Source organism: Nocardia sp. No.11 (genome assembly GCF_038752175.1).
Lineage (GTDB): Bacteria > Actinomycetota > Actinomycetes > Mycobacteriales > Mycobacteriaceae > Nocardia > Nocardia canadensis.
The window spans coordinates 1-26292 of the sequence record NZ_JBCGFB010000043.1 but is presented as its reverse complement, the minus strand read 5'-3'; the positions used below and the strand labels follow the sequence as shown (position 1 = coordinate 26292).

Below are 26292 nucleotides of genomic sequence, written 5' to 3'. Positions count from 1 at the left end.
CGGTCGGTCGATCCGCGGGCAGCGTCGGTGGGCCGGCCGATTCCGTCAGGCGGGGACGGCGGTCAGTCCCAATGCGCCCGCGACGAACCGGTGGACCGACGTGAGACCCGCCGCCAGCGCCTCGTCCTCGCCGGGACGGGCCCAGCCGGTGACGGTGGCGGTGTCGTCGGGGCCCGGCGTCACGCCGATCTCGGCGACCAGCTCGGCGGTCGTCGGGACGCAGACGGCCCAGGAGAAGTGGGATTCGTCGGCCCACTGCGCGGCGCGGGTGGCCACATAGCCGGGATCGGTGATGCCGCCGTCGGCCAGCGCGGGGCGGTCGTCGATGCGCTCGTCGGCCCGCAGGGCACGCAGGTACCAGGCGCCCGCGTTGATCTCGATCGGTTCCACGTCCGCAGTGTAGGGGGAGCGCGGGTGCGCTCATGCGGTCAGGCCGGGCGGGGCTGGGCGCCGAGCACCGCGTGGACGGCGGCGCGGCCGATGTCGAGGGCCCGGGTGAGCAGATCGGTGTCGCGAGCCGCGCTGTCGACGGCGGGGGCGTCGGCGGGCGGATGCACCTGCAGGACGCGCTCGCCCAGGGCGGCGAGGAAGTCGTCCTCGACCGCCTGCTGACCGGGGCGCTGGGACCACGCGCGGAAGGCGCCGGGGGCGATGGCGCGCATGTAGCCGCCGCCGACGACGCGGTGCAGCAGGGGCGCGGGCGGGCGGACCTCGTCGCAGCGGCGGGTGCGCAGCACCAGGGCATGGGTGGTGCCCGCGGCGACGGCGGTGCGGATCGGGACCGTCTCGGAGAGGCCGCCGTCGAAGTAGCTGCGGCCGCCGAGGTCGACCGGGGGACCTGCCAGCAGGGGCAAGCCCGCGGAGGCCCGTAGCGCGGTCATCAGGGTGGTTTTATCGACGATGTGAGGTCCCAGGTCCACCGACTGGCCGGTGCGGACATCGGTGGCGATGGGGTGGAACGTGGTGGGGTTGGCCAGGATCGCCGGGAAGTCCATCGGCTCGATGCCGTCGTAGACCTGGTGCACCAGGTAGCGCAGATCGAAGACCGGACGACCGCGCAGGATGCGGACCGGGTCGACCACGCGGCGCATGATCGTCGCGTCGGTCCAGGACCGCATGCCCGTCGCCGCGCGTCCGCACAGCAGCCACGCGCCGTTGATCGCGCCCGCCGACGTGCCGTACACGGCGTCGAACACCGCGGACAGGCCGAGTTCCTCGAGTGCCTGCACCATGCCGCTGGAGTAGACCCCGCGGCTGCCGCCACCCTCGATCACCAGCGCGAGGCGATGGCCGTCGGCTCGGCTCCCGGCTTGCCTGCGGGACTCGATCACCTCGGTGACCGTGGCCGGACCCGGCGTTGCCGAGGAGTCCTGATCGGTGCGCGCACTGCTGGTCACCCGATCCACGATACGACAGGTGCCCGGGGTGCGGCCCGGCCCGAAGCCCGATCTTCGCCGCCCGTTCACCCGGACCGCGGTGATCGTTCCCGCGGTGTCGGAAACGACGACGGGCGCCGGTCGCGATCGACCGGCGCCCGTCTACGACGTGGGAGCTACTTGATCTCCGCCAGGACGGTGCCCTGGGTGATCGCCGCGCCCGCCTCGACGGCGAGGCCGGTGACGACACCCGCCTTGTGCGCGTTGACCGGGTTCTCCATCTTCATGGCCTCGAGCACCACGATCAGGTCGCCCGCCTCGACGGTCTGGCCCTCTTCGACCGCGACCTTGACGACGGTGCCCTGCATGGGCGCGGTGACCGCGTCACCGGAGGCCGCACCGGCACCCGCGCCGCCACGCTTGCGCGCCTTCGGCTTCTTGCGGATGACACCGACACCGTTACCGGCCGAACCGGCGGCGCCACCACCGAGGGTGAACTGCCCGGGCAGCGACACCTCGACGCGACGGCCACCGACCTCGACGACGACCTTCTGCCGGGGCAGATCCTCGTCCTCGTCGTCGGCGGGAGCACCGGCCGTGTACGGCTCGACGGTGTTCTTCCACTCGGTTTCGATCCACTTGGTGTAGACGTCGAACTTCTCGCCGTCACCGATGAACGCCGGGTCCTCGACGATCGCGCGGTGGAACGGGATGACCGTCGCCAGGCCGTCGACCTCGAACTCGGCCAGCGCGCGGCGGGCACGCTGCAGCGCCTGGTCGCGGTTCTCGCCGGTGACGATCAGCTTGGCCAGCATGGAGTCGAACTGACCGCCGATGACGCTGCCGGCGACGACGCCGGAGTCGACGCGCACACCGGGGCCGGTGGGCTCGCGGTAGACGTTGACCGGGCCGGGGGCGGGCAGGAAGCCGCGACCGGCGTCCTCACCGTTGATCCGGAACTCGAAGGAGTGGCCGCGCGGGGTGGGGTCTTCCTTGATCGACAGTTCCTCGCCGTTGGCGATGGCGAACTGCTGACGCACGAGGTCGATGCCCGCGGTCTCCTCGGTGACCGGGTGCTCGACCTGCAGGCGGGTGTTCACCTCGAGGAAGGACACGGTCTCGCCTTGCACCAGGTACTCCACGGTGCCCGCGCCGTAGTAGCCCGCCTCGCGGCAGATGCGCTTGGCCGAGTCGTGGATCTTGGCGCGGACGTCGTCGGACAGGAACGGCGCGGGCGCCTCCTCGACGAGCTTCTGGAACCGGCGCTGCAGCGAGCAGTCGCGGGTACCGGCGACGACGACGTTGCCGTGCTGGTCGGCGATGACCTGGGCCTCGACGTGGCGGGCCTTGTCCAGGTACTGCTCGACGAAGCACTCGCCGCGACCGAAGGCGGCGATGGCCTCACGGGTCGCCGACTCGAACAGCTCGGGGATCTCCTCGATGGTGTGGGCGACCTTCATGCCGCGGCCACCGCCACCGAAGGCGGCCTTGATGGCCACCGGGACGCCGTACTCCTTGGCGAACGCGACGACCTCGTCGGCGTTCTTGACCGGGTCCTTGGTGCCCGCGGCCATCGGCGCCTTGGCGCGCTCGGCGATGTGGCGCGCGGTGACCTTGTCGCCCAGGTCGCGGATGGACTGCGGCGAGGGGCCGATCCAGATGAGCCCGGCGTCGAGGACGGCCTGGGCGAAGTCGGCGTTCTCGGAGAGGAAGCCGTAACCCGGGTGGATCGCGTCGGCGCCGGACTTGGCGGCGGCGTCGAGGATCTTGTCGAACACGAGGTACGACTCGGCCGAGGTCTGACCGCCGAGGGCGAACGCCTCGTCGGCGAGCTTCACGAAGGGAGCGTCGGCATCGGGCTCGGCGTACACCGCGACGCTGGTGATCCCCGCGTCCTTGGCAGCCCGGATCACGCGGACCGCGATCTCGCCGCGGTTAGCTACGAGTACCTTCGTGATCCGTGCGCTGGCATGGCTGGGCACTGAGCCTCCTGTGTGCAATCTTTGGTCGCTTCGGGGGACGGGTCGCCGTATAGGCCCCGTGCCCGGTATCGATAACTTTCGTCTCGGGCGAGTGTAGGCAGTCTGCCAATTGGGCCCGAACTCGGCTAGCCCTACTGTCGAGTAGGTCGCAGGTCACAGTACTCGGCACGCTGTGATGTGAATACGTTTCAATTGATCCCGGTCGCGTGGCCCGGGTCGGTGCCCCGGCTGATCGGCAGCCGTACCGAGTTGCCCCACTCGATCCAGGAACCGTCGTAATTGCGCACCGACCTGCGGCCGAGCAGGAAGGTCAGGACGAACCAGGTGTGGCTGGAACGCTCGCCGACCCGGCTGTAGACGACCAGATCCTCGGTGGGCAGCGCCCCGTAGACCGTGTCCAGCTCGGCCCTGGACCGGAATCGGCCGTCGGTGGTGCAGGCCTGCGTCCACGGGATGTTCACCGCGGTCGGCACGTGGCCGCCGCGCAGCGTCGCGTACTCCTGGTCGAGCGGCTTGTCCTCGACCTCCCCGGAGTACTCCTGGGCCGAACGCACGTCGACCAGCGGGCTGCCCAGACGGGTCAGCACCTCGTCGCGGAAGGCGCGGGCGGTGGTGTCGTCGCGCTCGACGTGGGGGTAGTCGGTGGGGGTGGGGGAGGGCAGGTCGAAGGTGGTGTCGCGTTCCTCGGAGATCCAGGCGTCGCGGCCGCCGTCGAGCAGGCGCACGTCCTCGTGGCCGAACAGGGTGAAGATCCAGGCGGTGTGCGCGGCCTGGGCGTTGTCGCGGTCGCCGTAGATCACCACGGTGTCCTCGCGCCGGATGCCCTTGGCCCGCATCAGCTCGGTGAACCGGGCGCCGTCGACGTAATCGCGGGTCACCGGGTCGCTCAGGTCACCACGCCAATCGATTTTGACCGCGCCGGGCACATGGCCGATGTCGTAGAGGAGGATGTCATCGTTCGACTCGATGATCTTCAAACCGGGTACGCCGATGTTTGCGGACAGCCATTCTGTGGTTACCAATCGGTGCGGGACTGCGTAGGAACCGAAGGCGGGGTGCGGATCCGGGGCGACGGGCACGGTGTGGTCCTTCACGCGAGAGTATGGGCGGATGCGACAGTGTGATGGGGTCGCAGCCGATGGTATGTCTGTGTTGGCACATCACGAATCGACACAATGGTCGAATAAAGCGCAGAGCCGTCCGATAAAGTCTCTGGAGAGGAGGGGTGAGCTATGTCCGATTCTTGGCCGCGACGGCGACTGCTCGCGATCCTACGTGGCGCCACCGAGCCCCTCGACGCCCAGGAACTGGCCAGGATCACCGGACAGCATGTCACCACGGTCCGATTCCATCTCGATGTGCTCACCCGCGAATCCCTCGTCCGGCAGTTCCAGCAGCCGCCCCGCGGTCGCGGCCGTCCCCGGATCGGCTACCGCGCCGTGCAGCGCTCGGTCGGCTATCAGGAACTCGCCCAGGTCCTCGCCGATCATCTGGGACCCGATCCGGTCACCCGCTCGGCCGCCGCGGTCGCCGCGGGCCGCGCCTGGGGCGCCCGGATGGACATCGGCACCCACCCGGTGGAAACCCTCGCCGACGCCAGGGACATCACCATGTCGCTGATGTCGGAACTCGGCTTCGCGCCGGAGAAGGACCCGGTCGGCGAGACGCCCGAGCACGTCCAGATCAATCTCACCGCCTGCCCGCTGCGGGAACTGGCCCGCTCGCACGCCGAAGTCGTGTGCGGGGTGCACATGGGGCTCATGCGCGAGGTGCTGGAACGCAACGGCGCCCGCGGTCGTGTCGACGTGCAGCTGCACCCGTTCGTCGAGCCGGAGCTGTGTACGGCCCGGCTGGAACTCACCCTGGGCGCGGAGAACTCCGCACCGGTGACGGCCGGACCGGCCGCGAGCGGGGAGAAGCCGGTGATCGCGCCGTCAGGCCCGCGCGTCCCGCCACAGCTGCGTGACACCGACGCCGACGTCTTCGAGCAGCCTGCGCAACAGCGGTAGCCCGATCCCGATGACGCTGGACGGGTCGCCCTCGATCCGGTCGACGAACCAGCCGCCCAGCCCGTCGAGGGTGAACGCGCCCGCGACCTGCAACGGTTCGCCCGAGGCGATGTAGGCGTCGAGCTCGTCGGGGGCCGGCTTCGCGAAATGCACCGTGGTGCTGCTGCACTCCGCCGATTCGGCGACGACCGCGCCGTCGCGCAGCCGCAGCACACAGTGCCCGGTGATCAGATCGGCGCTGCGACCGGCCATTCCGGCCCAGCGGGCACGCGCCACCTCGGGCGTGTGCGGTTTGCCTTGCAGCTGCCCGTCGACGAGCAGCATCGAATCGCAGCCGACGACGACACAGTCGGCGGCGAGTTCGGGGATCGACGCGGCGACGTCGACCGCCTTGGCGCGGGCCAGGGCGACGACGACGTCGTGCGAGGAGGTGTCAGGGGGGAGCGCGGCCGATACCGCGTCCTCGTCCACGCCCGAGACGCGCACGACGGGGTCGATGCCCGCCGTGCGCAGGATCCCGAGACGGGCGGGGGACGCGGAGGCCAGAACCAGCCGGGTCACCCGCGTCAGCGCAGGTGCGACAGCAGCGGGTACGCGTACGGCGAGAACGGGGACGTGCCCCGGTGCATCAGCGTCGCCCTGCCCCAGTTGTCGTTCGGGCCGGTCGGGCCGGTGGCGGGGGCGCTCGCGGCGGCCGCGCTCAGCACGGCGACCAGCGCCGCGATGTCCTCATCGGTCGGCGAGCCCTTGACGATGCGGAACATCGGCTCCCCGAGGCTCTCCGCGGGCTCGACGGCAACCGCGCTAGCGGACGGCTCGACCTCGTCGACGAGTGGTTCGACGGCGAGCTCCAGCTCGGCGGCGGTCAACACGTCTTCTTCTGCCACAGTTGTCACAGTGCCAGATCCTTCCTGCCTCGTCCGGGAGATCTGCCCCGGTGGCGAAGCTGTGGTACTCCGATGTCCTACAGCGCGGTTGACGCGATCATTCCCGGTAGGGACGCGACGATCAACAGTTGCGTCATAGCAACAAGTGTGCGCGGCCTACCGGGGATATCGCGCTTTCACAGCGGAATGTTGCCGTGTTTCTTCGGCGGCAGGGTCACCATCTTGCGCTCGAGCAGTCGCAGCGCCGACACGATCTGGCCGCGGGTGTGCGAGGGCGGGATGACCGCGTCGACATAACCGCGCTCGGCCGCGACGTACGGGTTCACGAGGGTGTCCTCGTACTCGTTCTGCAGCTCGAGGCGCAGAGCGTCCACGTCGGCGCCGTTCTTGGCGGCCTCCTGCAGCTGCTTGCGGTAGACGAACCCGACGGCGCCGGAAGCACCCATCACGGCGATCTGCGCGGTCGGCCACGCCAGGTTCACATCGGCGCCCATGTGCTTGGAACCCATGACGTCGTAGGCGCCGCCGTAGGCCTTGCGAGTGATGATCGTGATCTTGCCCACAGTGGCCTCGCCGTAGGCATAGAGCAGCTTCGCGCCGCGGCGGATGATGCCGTTGTATTCCTGGCCGGTGCCGGGCAGGAAGCCGGGAACGTCGACCAGGGTGATGATCGGGATGTTGAAGGCGTCACAGGTGCGCACGAAGCGCGCGGCCTTCTCCGAGGCGTCGATGTCGAGGCAGCCGGCGAACTGGGTCGGCTGGTTGGCGACGATGCCGACGCTGCGGCCGTCGACGCGACCGAAACCGCAGATGATGTTCATCGCGCGCTCGGCCTGGACCTCGAGGAACTCGTCGTCGTCGAGCAGCCGGGTGATGACCTCGTGCATGTCGTACGGCTGGTTCGGCGAGTCCGGGATGATCGTGTCGAGCTCGAGGTCCTCGTCGGTGAGCGATTCCTCGATCGCGCCGTTGATCGGGTCGGTCGGCGCGTGCCGGGGCGCCTCGGCGCGGTTGTTGCTCGGCAGGTAGCTGAGCAGGTCCTTGACGTAGTCCAGGGCGTCCTGCTCGCCGGAGGCCACGTAGTGGGCCACGCCGGACTTGGTCATGTGGGTGTGCGCGCCACCCAGGTCCTCCATGGTGACCTCTTCACCGGTGACGGTCTTGATCACGTCGGGACCGGTGACGAACATCTGCGAGGTCTGGTCGACCATCACCACGAAGTCGGTGAGCGCGGGGGAGTACACGTGGCCACCGGCCGCGGCGCCCATGATCAGCGAGATCTGCGGGATCACGCCGGAGGCCTGCACGTTGCGGTGGAAGATCTCGCCGTAGAGGCCCAGGGAGACGACGCCCTCCTGGATGCGCGCGCCGGCGCCCTCGTTGATGCCGACCAGCGGACGGCCGGTCTTGATGGCCAGGTCCATGACCTTGACGATCTTCTCGCCGTAGACCTCGCCGAGCGAGCCGCCGAACACGGTGACGTCCTGCGAGAACAGGCACACGTCGCGGCCGTCGATGGTGCCGTAACCGGTCACCACGCCGTCGCCGAGCGGACGGTTGTTCTCCAGGCCGAAATTCACGCTGCGGTGCTTGGCGAGGGCGTCGAGTTCGACGAAGGAGCCCTCGTCGACCAGGGCCAGGATGCGCTCGCGCGCGGTCATCTTGCCCTTGGCGTGCACCTTGTCGACCGCGGCCTCACCCATCGGGTGTTGCGCTTCTTCCAGCCGATTCCGCAGGTCAGCCAGCTTCCCGGCGGTCGTGTGGATATCGGGGGTGCCCGCCGAATCCGATGCGGGCTGCTGCTGGACACTCGTCATGGGTTGCGAGTGTAACCAGTGACACCACGTCGCACTACGGCAGTCTCGCCTACCGGCCAGTACAGAAACCCCAGCTAGGCGCGGCCACAAAGTTGCCCCCATCCGGGCGAGTAGCGTTCCCGGAATGAACAGGGCACCGATCGATGCGCCTCGTCTGCGCAGCTCCCTCGCCACTCCGGCACCGACGTTCTACGACCGGATCGACGTGGTCGAATCGACCGGTTCGACCAATGCCGACCTGGTGGCCAGGGCCGCGGATCCGTCCGCCGACCGGCAGGCGCTGCTGGCCGAGGAGCAGGTGCGGGGCCGCGGCAGGCACGCCCGCGCCTGGGTGAGCCCGCCGCGCGCGCAGATCTCGCTGTCGATCCTGGTCCGCCTGCCCGGGATCGACCCCGGCGCGCTGGGCTGGCTGCCCCTGCTGACCGGGATCGCGGTCGTCGACGCGGTGCGCGGCACGGCCGGGGTCGCGCCGGAACTGAAGTGGCCCAACGACGTCCTGCTCGACGGCCGCAAGCTCTCCGGCATCCTGGCCGAGGTGGCGGCGACCGGCATCGCGCCCGCCGTGGTGGTCGGCATCGGTCTCAATGTCGACCTCGACGAGGCGGAACTGCCGGTCCCGCACGCGACGTCGCTCGCGCTGGCCGGCGCGCGCGACCTGGACCGGACCGCGCTGGTCGCGGCGATCCTCACCGAGTTCGCCCGCCGGTTCACCGCGTGGGAGCGGGCGGGCTGGGCCGTCGAGGAACTCGCCGCCGCCTATCGCGAGCGCTGCGCCACCCTCGGCATCGAGGTGCGGGCCGAGCTGCCGGGCGGCCGGGTCGTCACCGGCGTCGCGACCGGCATCGACGACACCGGCCGGCTGCTGATCGGCGACGAGGCGGTCTCCGCCGGCGACGTGAGTCACCTGCGCGGCCAGTACTGACGCGAGCGGTCCCGGTGCGCCGGGACCGCTCGGCACCGGGTCAGCGCGCCGCGACGGCGTTGCGCTCGGCCACTTCGCGCTCGCGCGCCAGCAGCCGGTCGCGCTGCTCCTCGAAGCGCAGCACGTCCTTTTCCAGCTTGTCGACGAACTGCGCCAGGTCGTCGCGCGCCGCCTCGCCGGCCGCGCCGAAGTCGGTGCGGTCGAAGATGTTCCACTGCTTGAGCACCGGCAGCACCACCTCGTCGAGGTGCTGGCGCAGGTCGTAGATGCCGTGCTTGGCCATCAGCACGCCGTTGCGCCGCCAGTTCGGCATGCCCGCGCCGGGCATCTGGAAGTTGGTGAGCACCTTGGTGATCGCGGGCATCGCCTGGTCGGGGACCAGGTCCAGCGCCGCGCCGCAGAGGTTGCGGTAGAAGATCATGTGCAGGTTCTCGTCGGTGGCGACGCGGGCCAGCATGCGGTCGGCGACCGGATCGTCACAGACGCGGCCGGTATTGCGGTGGCTGACCCGAGTAGCCAGCTCCTGGAACGTCACGTACGCGACGTTGACCAGGAATCCGCCCCAGTTGGCCGGCGCGTGCGCGCCCTGGGTCATGTGGATCATCCTGGCCTCTTCCAGGGCGACCGGGTCGACGCCACGGGTGACGACCAGATAGTCGCGGATCACGATGCCGTGCCGGTTCTCCTCGGCGGTCCAGCGACCGACCCAGGTGCCCCAGGCGCCGTCCTGGGAGAAGTTCTCGGCGATTTCCCGGTGGTAGGACGGGAGATTGTCCTCGGTGAGCAGATTGGTGATCATCGCCGCCTTGGCGACCTCGGAGAGCCTGGATTGTTCCGGCTCCCAATCGATTCCGCCCATCGCGGCGAAATTGCGGCCTTCGTCCCACGGGACGTAATCGTGCGGATTCCAGTCCTTGGCGATCGAGAGGTGCCGATTGAGATTCTGTTCGGCCACCGGTTCCAGGGCCGTCAGGATTTCGAGCTGAGTCAGAGCTTTGGTCACGCGTGCCTCCACTGTCGGGTGTCGAGCAAGCAGATATGGGCAAAACCTGGCATCTAGCGTGGAAACCACAGTATCGCCTCGGCCGTGGCATCGGGAAATGCACCGTCCCAACGGGGTATCGTTCGGCCATGGGGTACCCGGAGGACGTTCTCGCGCCCGACGAACAGCTGATCCTGCACCGCCATCCGCACTGGAAGATGCTGGTGTGGCCGGTCGTCACACTCATCGCCGGGACCGCCGTGGCGGGCTTCCTCGGCGGCCTCGCCTGGCGCAACACCGAGGGGCACGTGCGCACGGTGCTGCTGCTGCTCATCGGGCTGATCTGGCTCGGGCTCATCCTGTGGCGCTGCGTCGGCAAGGTGATCGCCTGGAAGTCCACCCATTTCATCATCACCGACCGGCGGGTGCTGGTGCGTCAGGGCGTGCTCACCCACACCGGCATCGACATCCCGCTCAGCCGCATCTCCAGCGTGCAGTTCCAGCATGGGGTGTTCGACCGGATGCTGGGCACCGGCACGCTGATCATCGGCTCGTCGTCGGAGGAGCCGCTCGAATACGACGACATCCCGCAGGTCCAGCAGGTGCACGCGCTGCTCTACCACGAGGTGTTCGAGGCGGGCAGCGCTCGCCGGGACCAGACCTGGGGCGGTTATCGGTGAGCTCCCGGCCCACCCCGACCGGTATCCGTAATCTGAGCACATGACCGCCGTACTGCTCGCCGAAGACGACGAGGCGATCGCCGCGCCGCTGTCGCGCGCTCTCGGCCGCGAGGGCTACACCGTCACCGTCGAACGGTTCGGTCCCGCGGTGCTGCGCCGCGCGCTCGAGGGCGACCACGATCTGCTGATCCTCGATCTCGGCCTGCCCGGCATGGACGGGCTGGAGGTGTGCAGGCAGGTCAGGGCCAGCGGCGCCGATCTGGCGGTGCTGATGCTCACCGCCCGCACCGACGAGGTCGACTTCGTCGTCGGGCTGGACGCGGGCGCCGACGACTACGTCGGCAAGCCGTTCCGGCTGGCCGAGCTGCTGGCCCGGGTGCGCGCGCTGCTGCGGCGCAGCGGCATCGGCGACGACGCGGTGGAGGTCGGCGGGATCCGGCTCGAACCGGCCGCGCGCCGGGTGCTGGTCAACGGCGCCGAGGTGAACCTGGCCAACAAGGAGTACGAACTGCTCAAGGTGCTCATCGACCGGGCCGGTCAGGTGGTGCCGCGCGAGACCATCCTGCGCGAGGTCTGGGGCGACGCGGACCTGCGCGGTTCCAAGACCCTGGACATGCACATGTCCTGGTTGCGCCGCAAGATCGGCGACGAGGGGCCCATGGCGGAGCGGCGCATCGTCACGGTGCGCGGGGTCGGTTTCCGGCTCAACACCGACGGGCCGTCGAGCCAGGGCCGAGGCTGATCAGGGCAGTGCGCCGCCGCATCCTGCGCTCGATCCTGACCGTGCTGACCATCACCACGGTGGTGCTCGGCGTACCGCTGATCTACACCGCGTGGCTGTGGGTCGAGGACATCACCCGCAACGATCTGCAGAGCCGCCTGGAACGCGTCGCCGCCGAGGTGATCGCCCAGGAGCGCGGCGACGGCACCGTGCACGACGGTCTGGACGTGCGCGCGATGCGGGCGCTGGTGCCCGAGGGCGGCAAGCTGACGATCGTCTATCCGGCGCCGCACGACAACGCCGCGCGCACCGACATCGGCGTCGACCACGTCGACGATCCCCTCGTCGAATCGCTGTCCATGGGCACCTCCGGTTCGCTGCGGCTCGAGGTGCCCGCCGGGCCCATGCACGCCCGGCAGGAGCAGGCGGTGGCCGCGGTCGCGCTGGCCGTGCTCGCCTCGCTCGGTGCCGCGTTCTCCGTCGCGGTGGTGACCGCGCGCCGGGTCGCCGACCCGCTGCGGGACGTGGCCGCCCGCGCCGCCCGCCTGGCCATGGGCGACTTCCGGCCCGACCCGCGCAGGCACGGCATCGCCGAACTGGACCGCGTCTCCGACGTGCTCGATTCGGCGACGGTCGAGATCGCGGGCAGGCTGCAACGCGAACACGCGCTGGTCGCCGACGTCTCCCATCAGCTGCGCAGCCGGCTGACCGCCGTGCGCCTGCGCCTGGACGAGCTGTCCACCCACGCCGACCCCGAGGTGGTGCACGAGGCAGAGGAGGCGATGGCGCAGGTCGACCGGCTCACCGACGCCATCGACGACCTGGTGCGGGCCTCGCGCGACGAGGACGCCGCCGACCGCGATCCGGTCCCGGTGATGGCCGAGCTGCGCGGTGTCATGGCCGAATGGGCGCACCCGTTCACCGAGGAGGGGCGCGAACTGCGGCTGATCGGTGACGAGTCGCTGCGTGCCCCGATCACCGGTTCCCGGCTGCGCGAGGCCGTCGCGGTGCTGGTCGACAACGCCCTGATGCACGGCGGCGGCACCTGCACGGTGTCGGTGCGCACGGTGCCGACGATGAGTTCGCGCGATCCGCTGATCTGCGTGGAGGTGGCCGACGAGGGCGAGGGCGTGCGCGACGAGCTCGCGCCGCACATCTTCGATCGGGGTTTCTCGGCCGGTGGTTCGACCGGTGTCGGCCTGGCCCTGGCGCGTGCGCTGGTGGAGGCCGACGGTGGCAGGCTGGAGCTGCAGCGTCGCCGTCCCGCGCTGTTCGCGGTGTTCCTCGGCTCGAAGGTCAACCGGTCGCCGAACGCGACCCTCACCGAGCCGCGCTGACTCAGCTCTGGCCGAGCGGTTCCTGTTCCTCTTCGATGAGTTCCTCGAGCTCGGCGACGATCTCGTTCATCTCGTCCGGGAACACCCAGCGGCGCATCGCCCAGAACCGGAACGCCATCTGCAGCAGGTTGCCGATGATGAACGCGCTGACGAAGTCGGCGATGTTCTCGACCAGGAAGCTCACATCGGGCTGGCGCAGATCGAGGACGTAGCTCGAGATCCACAGTGGAATGTTGCTCAGGATGACGCCGATGCCGCTGACACCGAAGAACAGCAACGCCTCGTGATGTTTCTCTCGGCCGCCGCGATTCTTGAACGACCATTCCCGGTTGAGAATGTAGGACGCGATCACCGCGACGACCCCGGAAATGATCTTGGCGGTGACCGGTTTGTCGGCCAGCACCGTCCATTTCAGGAGGTAGAACAGGCCGCTGTCGATCACGAACGTCGTGGCACCGACGATGGCGAACTTGATCAGCTCTTTATGCCGGAACGCTAGCTCGCGCAGGCGCGGGGGAAGGACGCTGACCACGTCGTCGACGATTGACACGAGTTCCGAGTGTACCGGTAGCAAAGATTCGCATTCGACATGACAACATTGCACGACGTGAGTGCACGTTCGTTCGATCCGTCTGCCATGCCCACCGTCACGATGGTCGGTGGTGGCCAGCTCGCGCGCATGACGCACCAGGCCGCGGTCGCCCTCGGCCAGCGTCTGCGGGTGCTCGCGGAGCGCCCCGAGGACCCCGCCGCGCAGGTGACCCCCGATGTCGTCCTCGGCAGCCACGACGATCTGTCCGCCCTGCGCAAGGCCGCGGTCGGGTCGCACGCGCTGACCTTCGATCACGAGCACGTGCCGACGGCACACCTCGAGATCCTGGTCGCCGAGGGCGTCAATGTGGCCCCGCCGCCGCAGGCGCTGATCTTCGCGCAGGACAAGCTCGCCATGCGGACCAAGCTGTCCGCGCTCGGCCTGCCGGTGCCCGCGTTCGTGGAGGTCACCGCGCCCGCCGACGCGATCGCCTTCGGTGACGAGCACGGCTGGCCCTTCGTCCTCAAGGCCGTGCGCGGCGGCTACGACGGCCGCGGCGTGTGGATGCCCGCCGACGCCGCCGAGGCCGAGCGGCTGGTCACCGACCAGCTCGCGCACGGCGTGCAGCTGCTCGCCGAGGCGAAGGTCGACCTCAAGCGCGAGCTGTCGGCGATGGTCGCGCGTTCGCCGTTCGGTCAGGCGGCGACCTGGCCGGTGGTGGAGACCGTGCAGCGCAACGGGCAGTGCGCGGTGGTCATCGCGCCCGCGCCGGAGCTGGCCGAGGAGACGGCCGCCAGGGCCGAGACGATGGCGCTGGAGCTGGCCGCCGGGCTGGGTGTGGTCGGGGTGATGGCGGTCGAGCTGTTCGAGACCCACGACGGCGAGATCCTGGTCAACGAGCTCGCCATGCGCCCGCACAACTCCGGTCACTGGGGCATGGACGGCGCCTGCACCGGCCAGTTCGAGCAGCATTTGCGCGCGGTGCTGGACTACCCGCTCGGCGACACCACCCCGCTCGCCCCGGTGACGGTGATGGCCAACATCCTCGGCGCCCCCGCGGCGCCCGAGATGTCGATGGACGAGCGCCTGCACCACCTGTTCGCCCGCCTGCCCGAGGCCAAGGTCCACCTCTACGGCAAGGGCGAACGCCCCGACCGCAAGATCGGCCACGTCAACATTCTCGGCGAGAATGTCGACGAGGTCCGCGAGAAAGCCGAACGCGCCGCCCACTGGATGTCGCACGCGGTCTGGACCGACGGCTGGGACCCCCACGCCGAATCCTGAAACACTCCACGGCATCCGCGACCACACGCCGAACCCGAACCACCCCAACGGCATTCGTGACCCCTACGTTTTCGGCCGCCTCGCCTCCGAGGGGCGAGACGTAACGCCGAAGGCGAAGTATCGCCCCTCGGAGGCGAGGTCACGAGGCCGAAAACCGCGGCGCCAGCCGCCGACAACACAGGAGCGCACGTGAGCAACATCGGTCCCCAGGTCGGCCTGATCATGGGCAGCGATTCCGACTGGCCGACGATGGAGGCCGCCGCCGAGGCGCTGGCCGAGTTCGGCATCCGCTTCGAGGTCGGCGTGGTCTCCGCGCACCGCACCCCGCAGCGCATGCTCGACTACGCGCGCGACGCCGCGGGCCGTGGTCTGCAGGTGATCATCGCCGGCGCGGGCGGGGCCGCCCACCTGCCGGGCATGGTCGCCTCGGCCACCGCGCTGCCGGTGATCGGCGTGCCGGTCCCGTTGAAGTACCTCGACGGCATGGACTCGCTGCTGTCGATCGTCCAGATGCCCGCGGGTGTCCCGGTCGCCACCGTCTCCATCGGCGGCGCCCGCAACGCCGGCCTGCTGGCCGTACGCATCCTGGCCGCCCACGACCCCGCCCTGCGCACCCGCATGGAGCAGTTCCAGGCCGGCCTCGAGCAGATGGTCCTGGACAAGGACGAGGCCCTGCGCACCAAGCTCCTGGGCTAGATCCCGGTCGGGACCCGTCGTGGCCGGTGACTACGGTGGTCGGGTGGCACACGACGATGCGGCGCAGTTCCGGCTCACGGTGGTGGATCAGGCGTTGCGGTTGTTCGCCGAGCGGGGGTACGAGGCGACGACGGTGGACGAGATCGCGGTGGCGGCGGGGATCTCGCGGCGGACCTTCTTCCGGCAGTTCCGGTCCAAGGAGGACGTGATCTTCGCCGATCACGAGTTCCAGCTGGCCCTGGCCGAGGACTCGTTGCGGCGGGCCACGGGTGATCCGTGGGATGCGGTGTGTGAGGCCGTGATCGGGGTGTTCGAGCGGTTCACCCAGTGGCGTGACATCGCCGCGCGCCGGTATCAGGTGGTGCGGCGGGTGCCCGCGCTGCGCGAGCGCGAGATCGTGACGGTGTTCCGGTACGAGCGCCTGTTCACCGATTTCCTGCGCGAGCAACTGCCCGACGAGCCGGACCTGGTCCGGGTCCAGTTCACCGCCGCGGTGACCGCGACGCACAACTATCTGCTGCGCCGGATGGTGCGCGGCGAGTCCGCGGCCGCCGTCGCCGATCTGCGCACCGAACTGGCCCTGATCCCGCGCGGCAGGCCGGCGCCGACCCCGCGCGAGGAGCTGGTCCTCGCGGTCTTCCCCCGGGACATGCCGCCGCGCAAGGTCGCCGACCTGATCACCGCCCAGCTCGGTAACCTGTGAGCGCCGCTTCGGCGGCGTGAAGGATCGGTGACACTGAGTGCCACTGGCATATCCCCATGTAGGGGTAGAGTGCCGGGCGTATAATCGAGCCGAATTGGCACTGGGTGCCGATGTAGGACGCGCTGTTGACCGCAGCGATCACCACCACGACCAGGAGAGTGCCCGATGGCGGGAAACCCGGATTTCAACCTGTTCCAGCTCGAGGACTTCCACGATGAGCTCCGTGGCGCCATCCGTGGCCTCGCCGAGAAGGAGATCGCTCCGTACGCCAAGGACGTCGACGGCAACGCCCGCTTCCCCGAGGAGGCGCTGACCGCCCTCAACGCCGCCGGCTTCAATGCCGTGCACGTGCCCGAGGCCTACGGCGGCCAGGGCGCCGACTCGGTCGCCACCTGTATCGTGATCGAGGAAGTCGCCCGCGTCTGCGGCTCGTCCTCGCTGATCCCCGCCGTCAACAAGCTCGGCACCATGGGCCTGATCCTCAACGGCTCCGAGGAGCTGAAGCAGAAGGTCCTCGGCGACCTGGTGAACGGCAAGATGGCCTCCTACGCGCTGTCCGAGCGTGAGGCAGGCTCCGACGCCGCCTCCATGCGCACCCGCGCCAAGGCCGACGGCGACGACTGGATCATCAACGGCTCCAAGTGCTGGATCACCAACGGTGGCAAGTCCGAGTGGTACACCGTGATGGCCGTGACCGACGCCGAGAAGGGCGCCAACGGCATCTCCTCGTTCATGGTCCACAAGGACGACGAGGGCTTCGTCGTCGGCCCGCTCGAGCACAAGCTGGGCATCAAGGGCTCGCCCACCGCCGAGCTGTACTTCGAGAACTGCCGCGTCCCCGGCGACCGCATCGTCGGCGAGCCCGGCACCGGCTTCAAGACCGCGCTGCAGACCCTCGACCACACCCGCCCGACCATCGGCGCGCAGGCCGTCGGCCTGGCCCAGGGCGCCCTGGACGCCGCGATCGCCTACACCAAGGATCGCAAGCAGTTCGGCAAGGCCATCGCCGACTTCCAGAACACCCAGTTCATGCTGGCCGACATGGCGATGAAGGTCGAGGCGGCCCGCCTCATGGTCTACACCTCCGCGGCCCGCGCCGAGCGTGGCGAGAAGAACCTCGGCTTCATCTCCGCCGCCGCCAAGTGCTTCGCCTCCGACGTGGCCATGGAGGTCACCACCAACGCCGTCCAGCTCTTCGGCGGCGCCGGCTACACCACCGACTTCCCGGTCGAGCGCATGATGCGCGACGCCAAGATCACCCAGATCTACGAGGGCACCAACCAGATCCAGCGTCTGGTGATGTCGCGCCAGATCCTGCGCTGATCGCGGCGCGACAAGCGCGAATCCGTGGCCCCCGGCGAACTCGCCGGGGGCCACGGCTGTTTCGCGGGCGATCCCGCGGCGTTATCTCGATAGTCGCCGCGTAGGGGGCGATTGATGATCGAATTGTGGCTGTTTATTAACAGGAGAAGCGACCGAGAAATTTTCTCGACACCAGAGGGTTATTTATTCGTGCCCTGGGCGCGAATCGTTTCGCCGCCTCCGTGCAATATACCAAGACAGGTGGGATCCAACTGAGCCGTCGGGGTCGTCGAATGTGGCCGATGTCGAATCCTCCTGAGTAGAAAAGGGCTTTGAGCTGGCCCTTTGTCCTTCTATAGCAGGAGTCGGCAACATGGTGCATAGCGCTGGAGTCGTCAATGGGCCGGGCTGCCTCGAATATTCGAGTGGCCCGCTACTCGCGTGCACGGCGATGCTTCGGAGAATGCTCGACCTCGTGATATGGCGAGGTGAATCATGACCGAGGTAATTTTCGGATCCCGCTCGGGAATGAGCTGGTACCCCCTGTCGACTGCCACGGAGAGCTCGCGTTTCACGCAGGCCACCCTGGACGGGGTCCGCGCCTGGGCACGCGACCATCTGACCCAGCCGCTCGGCGAGATCGGGCGCGACGGTCCGGTCTGCCCGTACGTCGGCCCGGCGATGCGACGCGACCTGATCTGGGTCGGCCGGGTCGCGGGCGCGCGACCGTGGCCCGCCTACGTGCGGCTGGTGTTGTCCGACGCGCTGGAACTGTTCCCGAAGCTGCCGCCGGACGTCGGTGGCGCCGCCGTGCTGCGCTGCCTGGTGACCGCGATGCCCGAGCTGCACGACTACACCCTCATCGACGACCTGCACGACCAGCTCAAATCGGAATTCGTCGAACGCGGTCTCATGCTCGGGCAGTTCTACCCCGGCTGCACCCAGCCGGGACTGTGGAACCGGGAGTACCACCCGCTCGACTCGCCGATTCCGATGCTGGTGGTGCGCACGATGATGGCCACCGACTTCCCGTTCCTGATCGCGCGGCCGGAGTGGATGTCGGCCTACGTCAAGAAGTTCGCGCCCGGCCTACCCGCGCATGTGCGCCGGGTCGTGGTGGGCAGGCTCATCGCGAACGCGAGTACCGAGGTACCCGCGTACTACGACGAGGAACTGCACGGGATCAGTGCCGGGAGCGCCGGGCGATGACCCGCGAGCTGTCCACCGCGCCGGCGCCGGATCCGGCAGCGGTCGAGGAGTTTCCGCTCTCGCCCGCCCAGTTGGGCATGTGGTACGCCCAGCAGCTCGACCCGGCGGTGCCGCTGTACGAGGCGCAGTACATCGATATGCGCGGCCCCCTCGACGTCGACCTCCTGATCGCGGTATCGCAGCAGGTGAGCCGGGAGTTCGAGTCCGGGCTGTTGCGGCTGGTCGACACCGACGAGGGCCCGCGTCAGATCGTCGACCGGCGGATCGATCTGACGATGGCCGTCCTGGACTTCAGCGACGCCACCGATCCCGAGGCCGAGGCGATCCGGTGGATGCGCGTCGATGTCGCGGCACCGATCGATCTGCTCGGCGACCGGCTGGTCATGTCGGCCCTGCTCCGCGTCGCACCGCAGCGGGTGCTGTGGTATTCGCGCGCCCACCACATCGTCATCGACGGTTTCGCGTCGGCGTCGGCGCTGTACCGGGTCGCCGAGCTCTACAACGCGGCCCTGGCCGGGCAGCCGCCGAAGCCCAGCGTCGCGGCGGGCCTGCGCGCNGCGTCGGCGTCGGCGCTGTACCGGGTCGCCGAGCTCTACAACGCGGCCCTGGCCGGGCAGCCGCCGAAGCCCAGCGTCGCGGCGGGCCTGCGCGCGGTGCACGAGGCGCAGTTGCGCTATCTCGACAGCACCCGCTGCGCCGCCGACGCCGCGTACTGGGAGCAGCGGATCGCCGAGATGCCGCGTCGGTGCAGTCTGGTCGACGCCCCCGCGCCCGCCCACGCCCTCGGCCGCCAGCACCGCGCCGAACTCTCGCCCGCGGCGAAGGCGCGCCTGGACGCGGCGGCCGCCCGCTACGGCGTCGGCACGGCCGGGCTGGTGATGACCGCGCTCGCCGTCTACTACGCGCAGGCCACCGGCACCGAGGACGTCGTACTGAGCCTGCCGGTGTCCGGCCGCACCACCGCCATGCTGCGCCGTTCCGGCGGCATGCTCGCCAATGTGGTGCCGCTGCGGGTGCCGGTCCGCGCGCACAGCACCGTCGCCGAGCTGGCCGAGGTCATCCGGGTCGAGGTCTCGGGCGCGCTGCGGCATCAGCAGTTCCGGCACGAGGAGATCCGCCACGATGACGGGGGCGCCGAGGGCGGACGCGGGTTCGTCGGCCCGGTCGTGAACATCATGCTGTTCCCGACCGAGGTCGACTTCGCCGACGTCGAGACGAGCCTGCACGTGCTGACCTCGGGCCCGATCGAGGACCTGTTCGTCAACTTCTACCAGCACGGCGCGAACAGCCCCGTCCACGTGGACTTCACCGCCAACCCCGATCTCTACGACGCCGAAACCCTGGCCCGTCACCACGATCGGTTCCTCGCGCTGTTCGCCGCGATCATCGACGCCGATCCGGCCACCGAGGTGCGCGCGCTCGACTACTTCCTGCCCGACGAGCGGCCGCTGCGTGCCGGGCTGCGCGGTGCCCCCGCCTCCGCGCCCCGGCTGCTCGCGGATGTGCTCGACGAGGGGATGATCACGGCGGGTCCGGCGGCGACGGCGGTGGTCGCCGGCGATTGCGTTCTCGATTACGGTGCGCTGGATCGGCTTTCGGCCCGGTTGGCCCATCGATTGGTCGCGGCCGGTGCGGGTCCGGAGGCCGCCGTCCTGGTCGCGCTGCCGCGCTCGGTGGAGTCGGTGGTGGCGTTCTGGGGCGTGGCGCGTTCGGGTGCGGCGTATGTGCCGGTCGGCGTGCAGAATCCGGCGCCGCGCTTGGCGGTCATGGCAACGGAATGCGTTGCACGGCTGGGTGTTACGACGTCGGACCGGCGCGCGGACCTGCCCGACACGGTGACCTGGATCGCCGTCGACGAGCTCGGCGAGAACTACCCGTGCACCGAGCCGTTGCCCCGGGCCCGCATCGACAACCCCGCCTACATCGTGTTCACCTCGGGCTCCACCGGTACGCCCAAGGGCGTCGTGGTCACCCATGCGGGCATCGCCGGACTGGCCGATGCCGTCCGCGACGCCTACGGCGCGGACCGTGACTCCCGTGTATTGCACTGTCTCAACCCGAGTTTCGACGCGTCCCTGCTCGAGCTGCTGGTCGCCTTCACCGTGGGGGCGACCCTGGTGATCACCGACGCGGCCGCGGGCGCCGAACTGGCTGCCGCGATCCACGAGGCGGCGATCACGCACCTGTGCTCCACGCCCGCCGTGCTGTCGTCGCTGCCGCCCGACGCGCTCGACGGCGTGCGCGCGGTGTCCACCGGCGGGGAGACATGCCCACCCGAGGTGGTGGCGCGTTTCGGCACCGGCCGCGCGCTGATCAATTCCTACGGACCGTCGGAAACCACGGTGGCGGCGACCTTCACCGCGCCGCTGGCGCCCGATCGGCCCACGGGTATCGGGTCACCCGTGCCGGGTGTCACGCTGCATGTCCTCGATCACCTGCTGCGCCCGGTGCCCGCCGGGACGCCCGGCGAGCTGTTCATCGCGGGCCCGGGGCTGGCGCGGGGCTACGCCGGTCGTGCGGGTGTGACCGCCCAGCGGATGGTGGCCGATCCGTTCGGCGCGCCGGGTGCCCGCATGTACCGCTCCGGTGACCTGGTCCGGTGGCGTGCCGTCGACGGCACCTTCGTCCTGGACTATCTGGGCCGCACCGATTTCCAGGTGAAGCTGCGCGGGATGCGGGTGGAACCGGGGGAGATCGACGCCGTGCTGGCGACCTGCCCCGGAGTCGACTTCGCGGTGACGGTGGTGCGGGCCGGTGCCTCGGGGCGGGACATGCTCGCGTCGTATGTGGTGCCGGTGCACGGGACGACGGAGCTCGACGGCGCGGCGCTGCGCGAGTTCTGCCTGCACCGGCTGCCCGGACACCTGGTGCCGAGTTCGGTCACGGTGCTCACCTCGCTGCCGCTGACCGGCAACGGCAAGGTCGACCGGCGTGCGCTGCCCGAACCCGCGGTGGCGCCTTCGGCACCGGCCGCGGCGGGACCGGAGCGGGCGCTGTGCGCGCTGTTCGCCGAGGTGCTCGGGGTCCCCGAGGTGGGGGCGCGGGCGTCGTTCTTCGCGCTCGGTGGGGACTCGATCCTGTCGATCCAGCTGGTGTCGCGGGGCCGCGCCGCCGATCTGGTCTTCTCGGCGCGCGATGTGTTCGAGCATCCGACCCCGGCCGAGCTGGCCGCCGTCGTGGCGGTGCCGGGGGAGCGCACGGTGCTGCGCGAATTGCCCGGTGGCGGTGTGGGTTCGGTGCGGCGGACGCCGATCGTGGACTGGCTGCTGACCCGGCCGGGCTGGCAGCGGTTCGCCCAGACCATGGTGCTGGCGCTGCCCGCGGACATCGATCGTGCCCGGCTGGTGCGCACGCTGCAAGCCGTCGTCGACCGGCACGACATGCTGCGTGTTCGCGTCGTCGACGGCGAGCGGCTCGAGGTCGCCTCGCCCCGCACGATCGACGTGTCCACCCTCGTCGACCACCGCCCGCGCGCCCGGATCGCCCGCGCGGACATCGCGGCGGCTACAGCGGCGGCGGTGGATCGGCTCGACCCCACCGGGGGCAGTGTGCTCGCCGCCGGGTGGCTCGATCCGGGCGGTCCCGGTGGGCGGTTGGTCCTGGCCGTACACCACCTGGCCGTCGACGCGGTGTCCTGGCGCATCCTGATCGCCGATCTGGTCGCCGCGTGGACCGCGGTCGAGGTGGGCGCTCCGGTGCAGCTGCCGCCGGTCGGCACCTCCGTGCGAACCTGGGCGCAGGCACTCGACGGCCTGGCCGACGCGCCGGAATGGACCGACCAGCTGGACTACTGGCGCGCCGTCCTCGACACTCCCGAACCGCGCCTGGGCGAGCGCGCCCTCGACCCGGCCCGCGACGTCGGCGCGCGACTCGACCGCATCGAGATCGTGATCCCGACCGCGACCGTCGCCCCGCTGGTCGAGCACCTGCCGACGGCGCTGCGCTGCGGTCTGGAGGAAGCCCTGCTGGCCGCCCTGGTCGCGGCCGTGCGCGAGCACCGCGGCGAGCCCGGTCCGGCGCTGCTCATGCTGGAACGGCACGGCCGCGACGAGACCGTCGTGCCCGGGGCGGATCTGTCGCGCACGGTCGGCTGGTTCACCAGTCAATTCCCGATCGCGCTCGACCTCGGCGCCGATACCGAACCGCTGGCCTGGGTGGCCGCCGTGAAGGAGCAGTCGCGTGCGGTGCCGCGTGGCGGGTTCGGGTTCGGCCTGCTGCGGCATCTGTGGCCCGCCGGTGCCGACAGTCTGCGAGCGGCGGGGAGTCCGCAGATCGGGTTCAACTATCTGGGCCAGATCTCCGGTGCCGACACCGAAATACCTTGGCTCCCGGTCGATGTGGCCGATCAGCTCGGCGGGGCCGGTGACGGCGAACTGCCCGCGTCCACGGTGCTCTCGATCGACGCGGCGACCCTGAACAGCACGGAAGATCTTGTGGTGCGGGCGGTCTGGCGGTTCCCCGCCGAGGTCATCGCCCGCGAGACGGTGGAGCGGATCGCCCGCCATTGGGTGTCGGCGCTGGCTGCGATCGCCCGAGCCGTGGTCGCGCCGGGCGCGGGCGGACTGACACCGTCGGATCTGCCGCTGGTGCGGGTCACCGGCGGTGAGCTCGACCGGTGGCGGCGCCGCTACGACGGCATCGCGGACGTCTGGCCGTTGTCGCCGTTGCAGCAGGGCCTGCTGTTCCACACCCGGCTGACCGCCGGACACACCGACAAGTACGTCGTGCAATCGGAGTTCGCGCTGGCGGGCCCGGTGGACCTGGAGCGGCTCCGGTGCGCGGCCACGGCCCTCGTGCATCGGTACGCCGCGCTGCGCACCGCGTTCGTCACCACGGCGAACGGGGCGGTGCAGGTGGTGCTCGACGAGGTCGACGTGCCGTGGCGGGTACTCGACGCCGACCCGGCCGACCGCGCGGCGCTCGCTGCGGCCGAACTCGCCCGTCCCTTCGATCCCGAACAGCCACCGCTGCTGCGGTTCCTGTGCCTGCGCTGCGGACCCGACGACATGCGCCTGATCGTCACCAACCACCACCTCGTCCTCGACGGCTGGTCGATGCCGCTGCTGCTGGGTGATCTGCTCGCGCTCTACGACGGCACCGCGCCCCTGGACGAACCGGTGCCTTACCAGCGCTATCTGGAGTGGCTGGACCGTCAGGACCGGGTCGCCGCGCGGGCCGCGTGGTCGGACGCGCTCGCCGGACTCGCAGGCCCGACCCTCGTCACCGCGGCCCGCGCCCCACGGACGCACGGCACCGAACCGGCCGACCTGCGCCGGGAGGTGCCGCTGTCGGCGGACGCCGCCGCGCTCGCCCGGCACCGCGCGGCGGGTATCACCCCGAACACGGTGGTGCAGACGGCCTGGGCGGTGCTGCTGGCGGAACTGACCGGGCACACCGACGTGGTGTTCGGGGCCACCGTGTCCGGTCGCCCACCCGAGCTGCCCGGTGCCGATCGGATCGTCGGCATGCTGGTGAACACGATTCCGGTGCGGGTCGGCCTGCGCCCGGACGAGCCGGTCGGCGCGCTGCTGGCGCGCGTCCAGCGCGAGCAGGGTGCACTCGTCGACCGGCACATCGTGGGACTCGCCGAGATCCAGTCCGCGGCCGGGCTCGGCCCGCTGTTCGACACCGGCATGGTCTTCGAGTCCTACCCGATGGACGCCGAGGCCCTGCGCGCGGCCTCGGCGCAGGCGCGTTTGCGCGTCACCGACTTCCACGGCCGCGACGGCACCCACTACCCGCTGTGCCTGGCCGCCCACGACCGGGCCGGCCTGCGCCTCACCCTCACCTGCTCGGACCGGTACTTCGACGACGCCGAGGCCACCGCGCTCGCGGATCGCCTGTCCCGCATCCTCACCTGCCTCGCCGACCCGGCCACCCCGGTCGCCGCCGTGCGCGGCCTCGCGGGCGCCGAGGTCCTGCGCACCCGGCCACGGCCGATCCAGCTGCTGCCGGAACTGCTGGCGGCCGGAGTGTCCGCAGGGCAGACCGCCGTCATCGGATCGTCTGTCGCGCAGGCGATTCAGGCGAGCGGACCTGGGCCCGTGAAAGTCGACGTCGGCGCCTCCGACGAGCTCGAGCCGGACGATATTTCCGGGCGCGAATACTGCCGTCGTGCGACTGTCGAGCCCGAGCCCGAGCCCGAGCCCGAGCCCGAGCCCGAGCCCGAGCCCGAGCAGCCGGAGCCGGGACCGGAGTCAGGGCCGGTGCCGGGACCGGAGTCAGGGCCGGTGCCGGTGCCGGTGCCGGGGCTGGAACTCGGCGCGAGGGAGGCGGTGGTCGAGCTCGGGTACGCCGCGCTCGACGAGCAGTCGAATCGCCTGGCGCGCACGCTGATCGCCGACGGTGCCGGGCCCGAGGGCGCGGTGCTGGTCGCCCTGCCTCGGTCACCGGAGTGGTTGGTGGCCGTCTGGGCGGTCGCCAAGTCGGGTGCGGCGTTCGTGCCCGTCGACGTCGACCACCCGGTCGACCGGATCGCCGCCGTCGCCCACGGCAGCGGCGCCCGGCTCGGCATCACCGTCGCCGCGCACCGGAAGACATTGCCGGACACAGTGTCCTGGCTGGTGCTCGACGACGACCCGGTCGCCACCCGTGTGGCCGCCGGCCCGGCCGACCCGGTGACCGACGCCGACCGGACCCGCCCGCTGCATGCCGGGCACCCCGCCTACCTGATCTACACCTCCGGCTCGACGGGCACACCCAAGGGCGTCGCGGTCACCCACGCGGGACTCAGCGGGCTCGTCGCCGGCGTCGCCGCGCGGCTGCGTCCCGGCCCACGCGACCGCTTCCTGCTGTGTATGAATCCCGCCTTCGACGCCTCGATCCTGGTGTGGCTGAGCTGCTGTCACGCCGGCGCCACACTCGTCGTCGCCACGTCGACGGCCACGGCGGGCGACGAGCTCGCCCGCGTGATCACCGATCATCGGGTGACCCACCTGATCGCACCGCCCGCCGTCCTCACCACGCTGCCCACCGCGGCCGTCGCCGGGGTCCGCGCGATCGTGACCGGCGGCGAGCCCTGCCCGCCCGAACTCGTCGCGCGCCTGGGCACGGGCCGGACGATGCTGAACTCCTACGGCCCCGCCGAGTCGACGGTGGCGGTGACCCTGAGCGCGCCGCTGACCCCGGACGACGCGGCCGACCTCGGCACCCCGCTCCCCGGGTGCGGCCTCGCGGTGCTCGACAGCTGGCTGCGGCCGGTGCCGCGAGGCGCGGTCGGCGAGCTGTACCTGATCGGTCCGGGCCTGGCCCGCGGCTATGCCGGCGCCGCCGCGCGCACCGCGGAGCGCTTCGTCGCCAACCCGTTCGGTACCCCCGGCGAGCGGATGTATCGCACCGGCGACTTGGTGCGCCGGACCTCGTCCACCGGGCTGAACTATGTGGGCCGCAACGACTCCCAGGTGCAGTTGCACGGCATCCGGGTAGAGCCGGGCGAAGTCGACGCCGCGCTGCTGGCCGCGCCCGGTGTCGCGCTCGCCGTGACGGTCCCGCGTCCCGGGCCGACCGGTGACCAGACGCTGGCCTCGTATGTCGCGCCGGTCGCCGGGGCCGAGCCGAGCCCGACGGCGCTGCGCGAGTTCCTGGTACGGCGGCTGCCCCGGCACCTGGTGCCCGCGACGGTCACGCTCCTGGACGCGCTGCCGGTCACCGGCAACGGCAAGGTCGACCTGCGCGCGCTCCCGGAACCCCAGCACACCAGCGCGCCGTACGTCGCCCCGGTCGGCGCCGAGCGGCTGGTCGCGCAGGCCTACGCCGCCGTCCTCGACCACCCGGAGGTCGGCGCCGACGACGACTTCTTCGCCCTCGGCGGCGACTCGCTGTCCGCGACGCGCGCCGCCGCCCGCCTCGGCGCG

General features: G+C 70.6%; 20 protein-coding genes. 11 read left to right on the top strand and 9 right to left on the bottom strand.

What is annotated here, in order from left to right; translation table 11 throughout:
• Positions 1–45 precede the first annotated feature (45 nt).
• The 4 genes from V8688_RS15745 to V8688_RS15730 form a co-directional block, all read right to left on the bottom strand.
• Positions 46–390 carry a hypothetical protein gene (locus V8688_RS15745; protein ID WP_342801111.1) on the bottom strand — a complete coding sequence of 115 codons (345 nt, stop codon included), beginning with the start codon at positions 388–390 and terminating at the stop codon, positions 46–48.
• Positions 391–428: 38 nt separating this feature from the next.
• Complete coding sequence (locus V8688_RS15740; protein WP_218720912.1) at positions 429–1397, bottom strand: patatin family protein; 969 nt, start codon at positions 1395–1397, stop codon at positions 429–431.
• 155 nt (positions 1398–1552) lie between these two features.
• The gene (locus V8688_RS15735; RefSeq protein ID WP_218720913.1) at positions 1553–3358 is read right to left on the bottom strand and encodes an acetyl/propionyl/methylcrotonyl-CoA carboxylase subunit alpha; all 1806 of its coding nucleotides are present in this window, start codon (positions 3356–3358) and stop codon (positions 1553–1555) included.
• Positions 3359–3546: 188 nt separating this feature from the next.
• Positions 3547–4437: a sulfurtransferase gene (locus V8688_RS15730; protein WP_218720914.1), complete on the bottom strand. Its 891-nt coding sequence runs from the start codon at positions 4435–4437 to the stop codon at positions 3547–3549.
• 153 nt (positions 4438–4590) lie between these two features.
• Between V8688_RS15730 and V8688_RS15725 the strand changes: the two genes are divergently transcribed.
• Complete coding sequence (locus tag V8688_RS15725) at positions 4591–5367, top strand: helix-turn-helix domain-containing protein (RefSeq protein ID WP_218720915.1); 777 nt, start codon at positions 4591–4593, stop codon at positions 5365–5367.
• On the opposite strand, the gene V8688_RS15720 is transcribed toward V8688_RS15725, so the two are convergent.
• The 3 genes from V8688_RS15720 to V8688_RS15710 form a co-directional block, all read right to left on the bottom strand.
• Positions 5293–5928: a nucleoside triphosphate pyrophosphatase gene (locus V8688_RS15720; protein ID WP_218720916.1), complete on the bottom strand. Its 636-nt coding sequence runs from the start codon at positions 5926–5928 to the stop codon at positions 5293–5295. The two genes, V8688_RS15725 and V8688_RS15720, sit on opposite strands and share 75 nt — an antisense overlap.
• A 5-nt stretch (positions 5929–5933) precedes the next feature.
• Entirely contained in the window at positions 5934–6263 is a 330-nt protein-coding gene (locus tag V8688_RS15715; protein WP_218720917.1) for an acyl-CoA carboxylase subunit epsilon, read from the bottom strand.
• 167 nt (positions 6264–6430) lie between these two features.
• Positions 6431–8071, bottom strand: coding sequence for an acyl-CoA carboxylase subunit beta (locus V8688_RS15710; RefSeq protein WP_218720918.1), 1641 nt, complete (start codon positions 8069–8071; stop codon positions 6431–6433).
• Between the two features lie 124 nt (positions 8072–8195).
• Here V8688_RS15710 and V8688_RS15705 point away from each other — a divergent pair, with 124 nt between their 5' ends.
• On the top strand, positions 8196–8993 hold the full coding sequence (locus tag V8688_RS15705; protein ID WP_218720919.1) for a biotin--[acetyl-CoA-carboxylase] ligase: 798 nt from the start codon (positions 8196–8198) through the stop codon (positions 8991–8993).
• Between the two features lie 40 nt (positions 8994–9033).
• On the opposite strand, the gene V8688_RS15700 is transcribed toward V8688_RS15705, so the two are convergent.
• Complete coding sequence (locus V8688_RS15700) at positions 9034–9996, bottom strand: acyl-ACP desaturase (protein ID WP_218720920.1); 963 nt, start codon at positions 9994–9996, stop codon at positions 9034–9036.
• 128 nt (positions 9997–10124) lie between these two features.
• Between V8688_RS15700 and V8688_RS15695 the strand changes: the two genes are divergently transcribed.
• From V8688_RS15695 to V8688_RS15685, 3 genes are read left to right on the top strand one after another with little or no spacing between them, the layout of a single operon-like run.
• Complete coding sequence (locus V8688_RS15695; RefSeq protein ID WP_218720921.1) at positions 10125–10655, top strand: PH domain-containing protein; 531 nt, start codon at positions 10125–10127, stop codon at positions 10653–10655.
• 40 nt (positions 10656–10695) lie between these two features.
• Complete coding sequence (locus V8688_RS15690; RefSeq protein WP_218720922.1) at positions 10696–11397, top strand: response regulator transcription factor; 702 nt, start codon at positions 10696–10698, stop codon at positions 11395–11397.
• Positions 11398–11405: 8 nt separating this feature from the next.
• Positions 11406–12713, top strand: a complete 1308-nt coding sequence (locus V8688_RS15685; protein WP_218720923.1) for a HAMP domain-containing sensor histidine kinase — start codon at positions 11406–11408, stop codon at positions 12711–12713.
• A 1-nt stretch (position 12714) separates the two neighbouring features.
• Here V8688_RS15685 and V8688_RS15680 read toward each other — a convergent pair whose 3' ends face one another.
• Positions 12715–13263 (bottom strand): GtrA family protein, encoded by a 549-nt coding sequence (locus V8688_RS15680; protein ID WP_316573648.1) that lies wholly within the window; start codon positions 13261–13263, stop codon positions 12715–12717.
• Positions 13264–13302: 39 nt separating this feature from the next.
• On the opposite strand from V8688_RS15680, the gene V8688_RS15675 reads away from it, so the two are divergent.
• The 6 genes from V8688_RS15675 to V8688_RS15650 all read left to right on the top strand — a co-directional run.
• Positions 13303–14529 carry a 5-(carboxyamino)imidazole ribonucleotide synthase gene (locus tag V8688_RS15675; protein WP_218720925.1) on the top strand — a complete coding sequence of 409 codons (1227 nt, stop codon included), beginning with the start codon at positions 13303–13305 and terminating at the stop codon, positions 14527–14529.
• A 189-nt stretch (positions 14530–14718) separates the two neighbouring features.
• Entirely contained in the window at positions 14719–15225 is a 507-nt protein-coding gene (gene purE, locus V8688_RS15670; protein WP_308248629.1) for a 5-(carboxyamino)imidazole ribonucleotide mutase, read from the top strand.
• 43 nt (positions 15226–15268) lie between these two features.
• Positions 15269–15928 carry a TetR family transcriptional regulator gene (locus V8688_RS15665; protein WP_218720926.1) on the top strand — a complete coding sequence of 220 codons (660 nt, stop codon included), beginning with the start codon at positions 15269–15271 and terminating at the stop codon, positions 15926–15928.
• 165 nt (positions 15929–16093) lie between these two features.
• Complete coding sequence (locus tag V8688_RS15660; protein ID WP_316573650.1) at positions 16094–17251, top strand: acyl-CoA dehydrogenase; 1158 nt, start codon at positions 16094–16096, stop codon at positions 17249–17251.
• A gap of 474 nt (positions 17252–17725) precedes the next feature.
• Positions 17726–18439 (top strand): DUF6875 domain-containing protein, encoded by a 714-nt coding sequence (locus V8688_RS15655; protein ID WP_255588469.1) that lies wholly within the window; start codon positions 17726–17728, stop codon positions 18437–18439.
• Positions 18436–26292 (top strand): amino acid adenylation domain-containing protein (locus tag V8688_RS15650; protein WP_342801110.1); only part of this gene is annotated, 7857 nt, incomplete at its 3' end. The genes V8688_RS15655 and V8688_RS15650, both read left to right, overlap by 4 nt.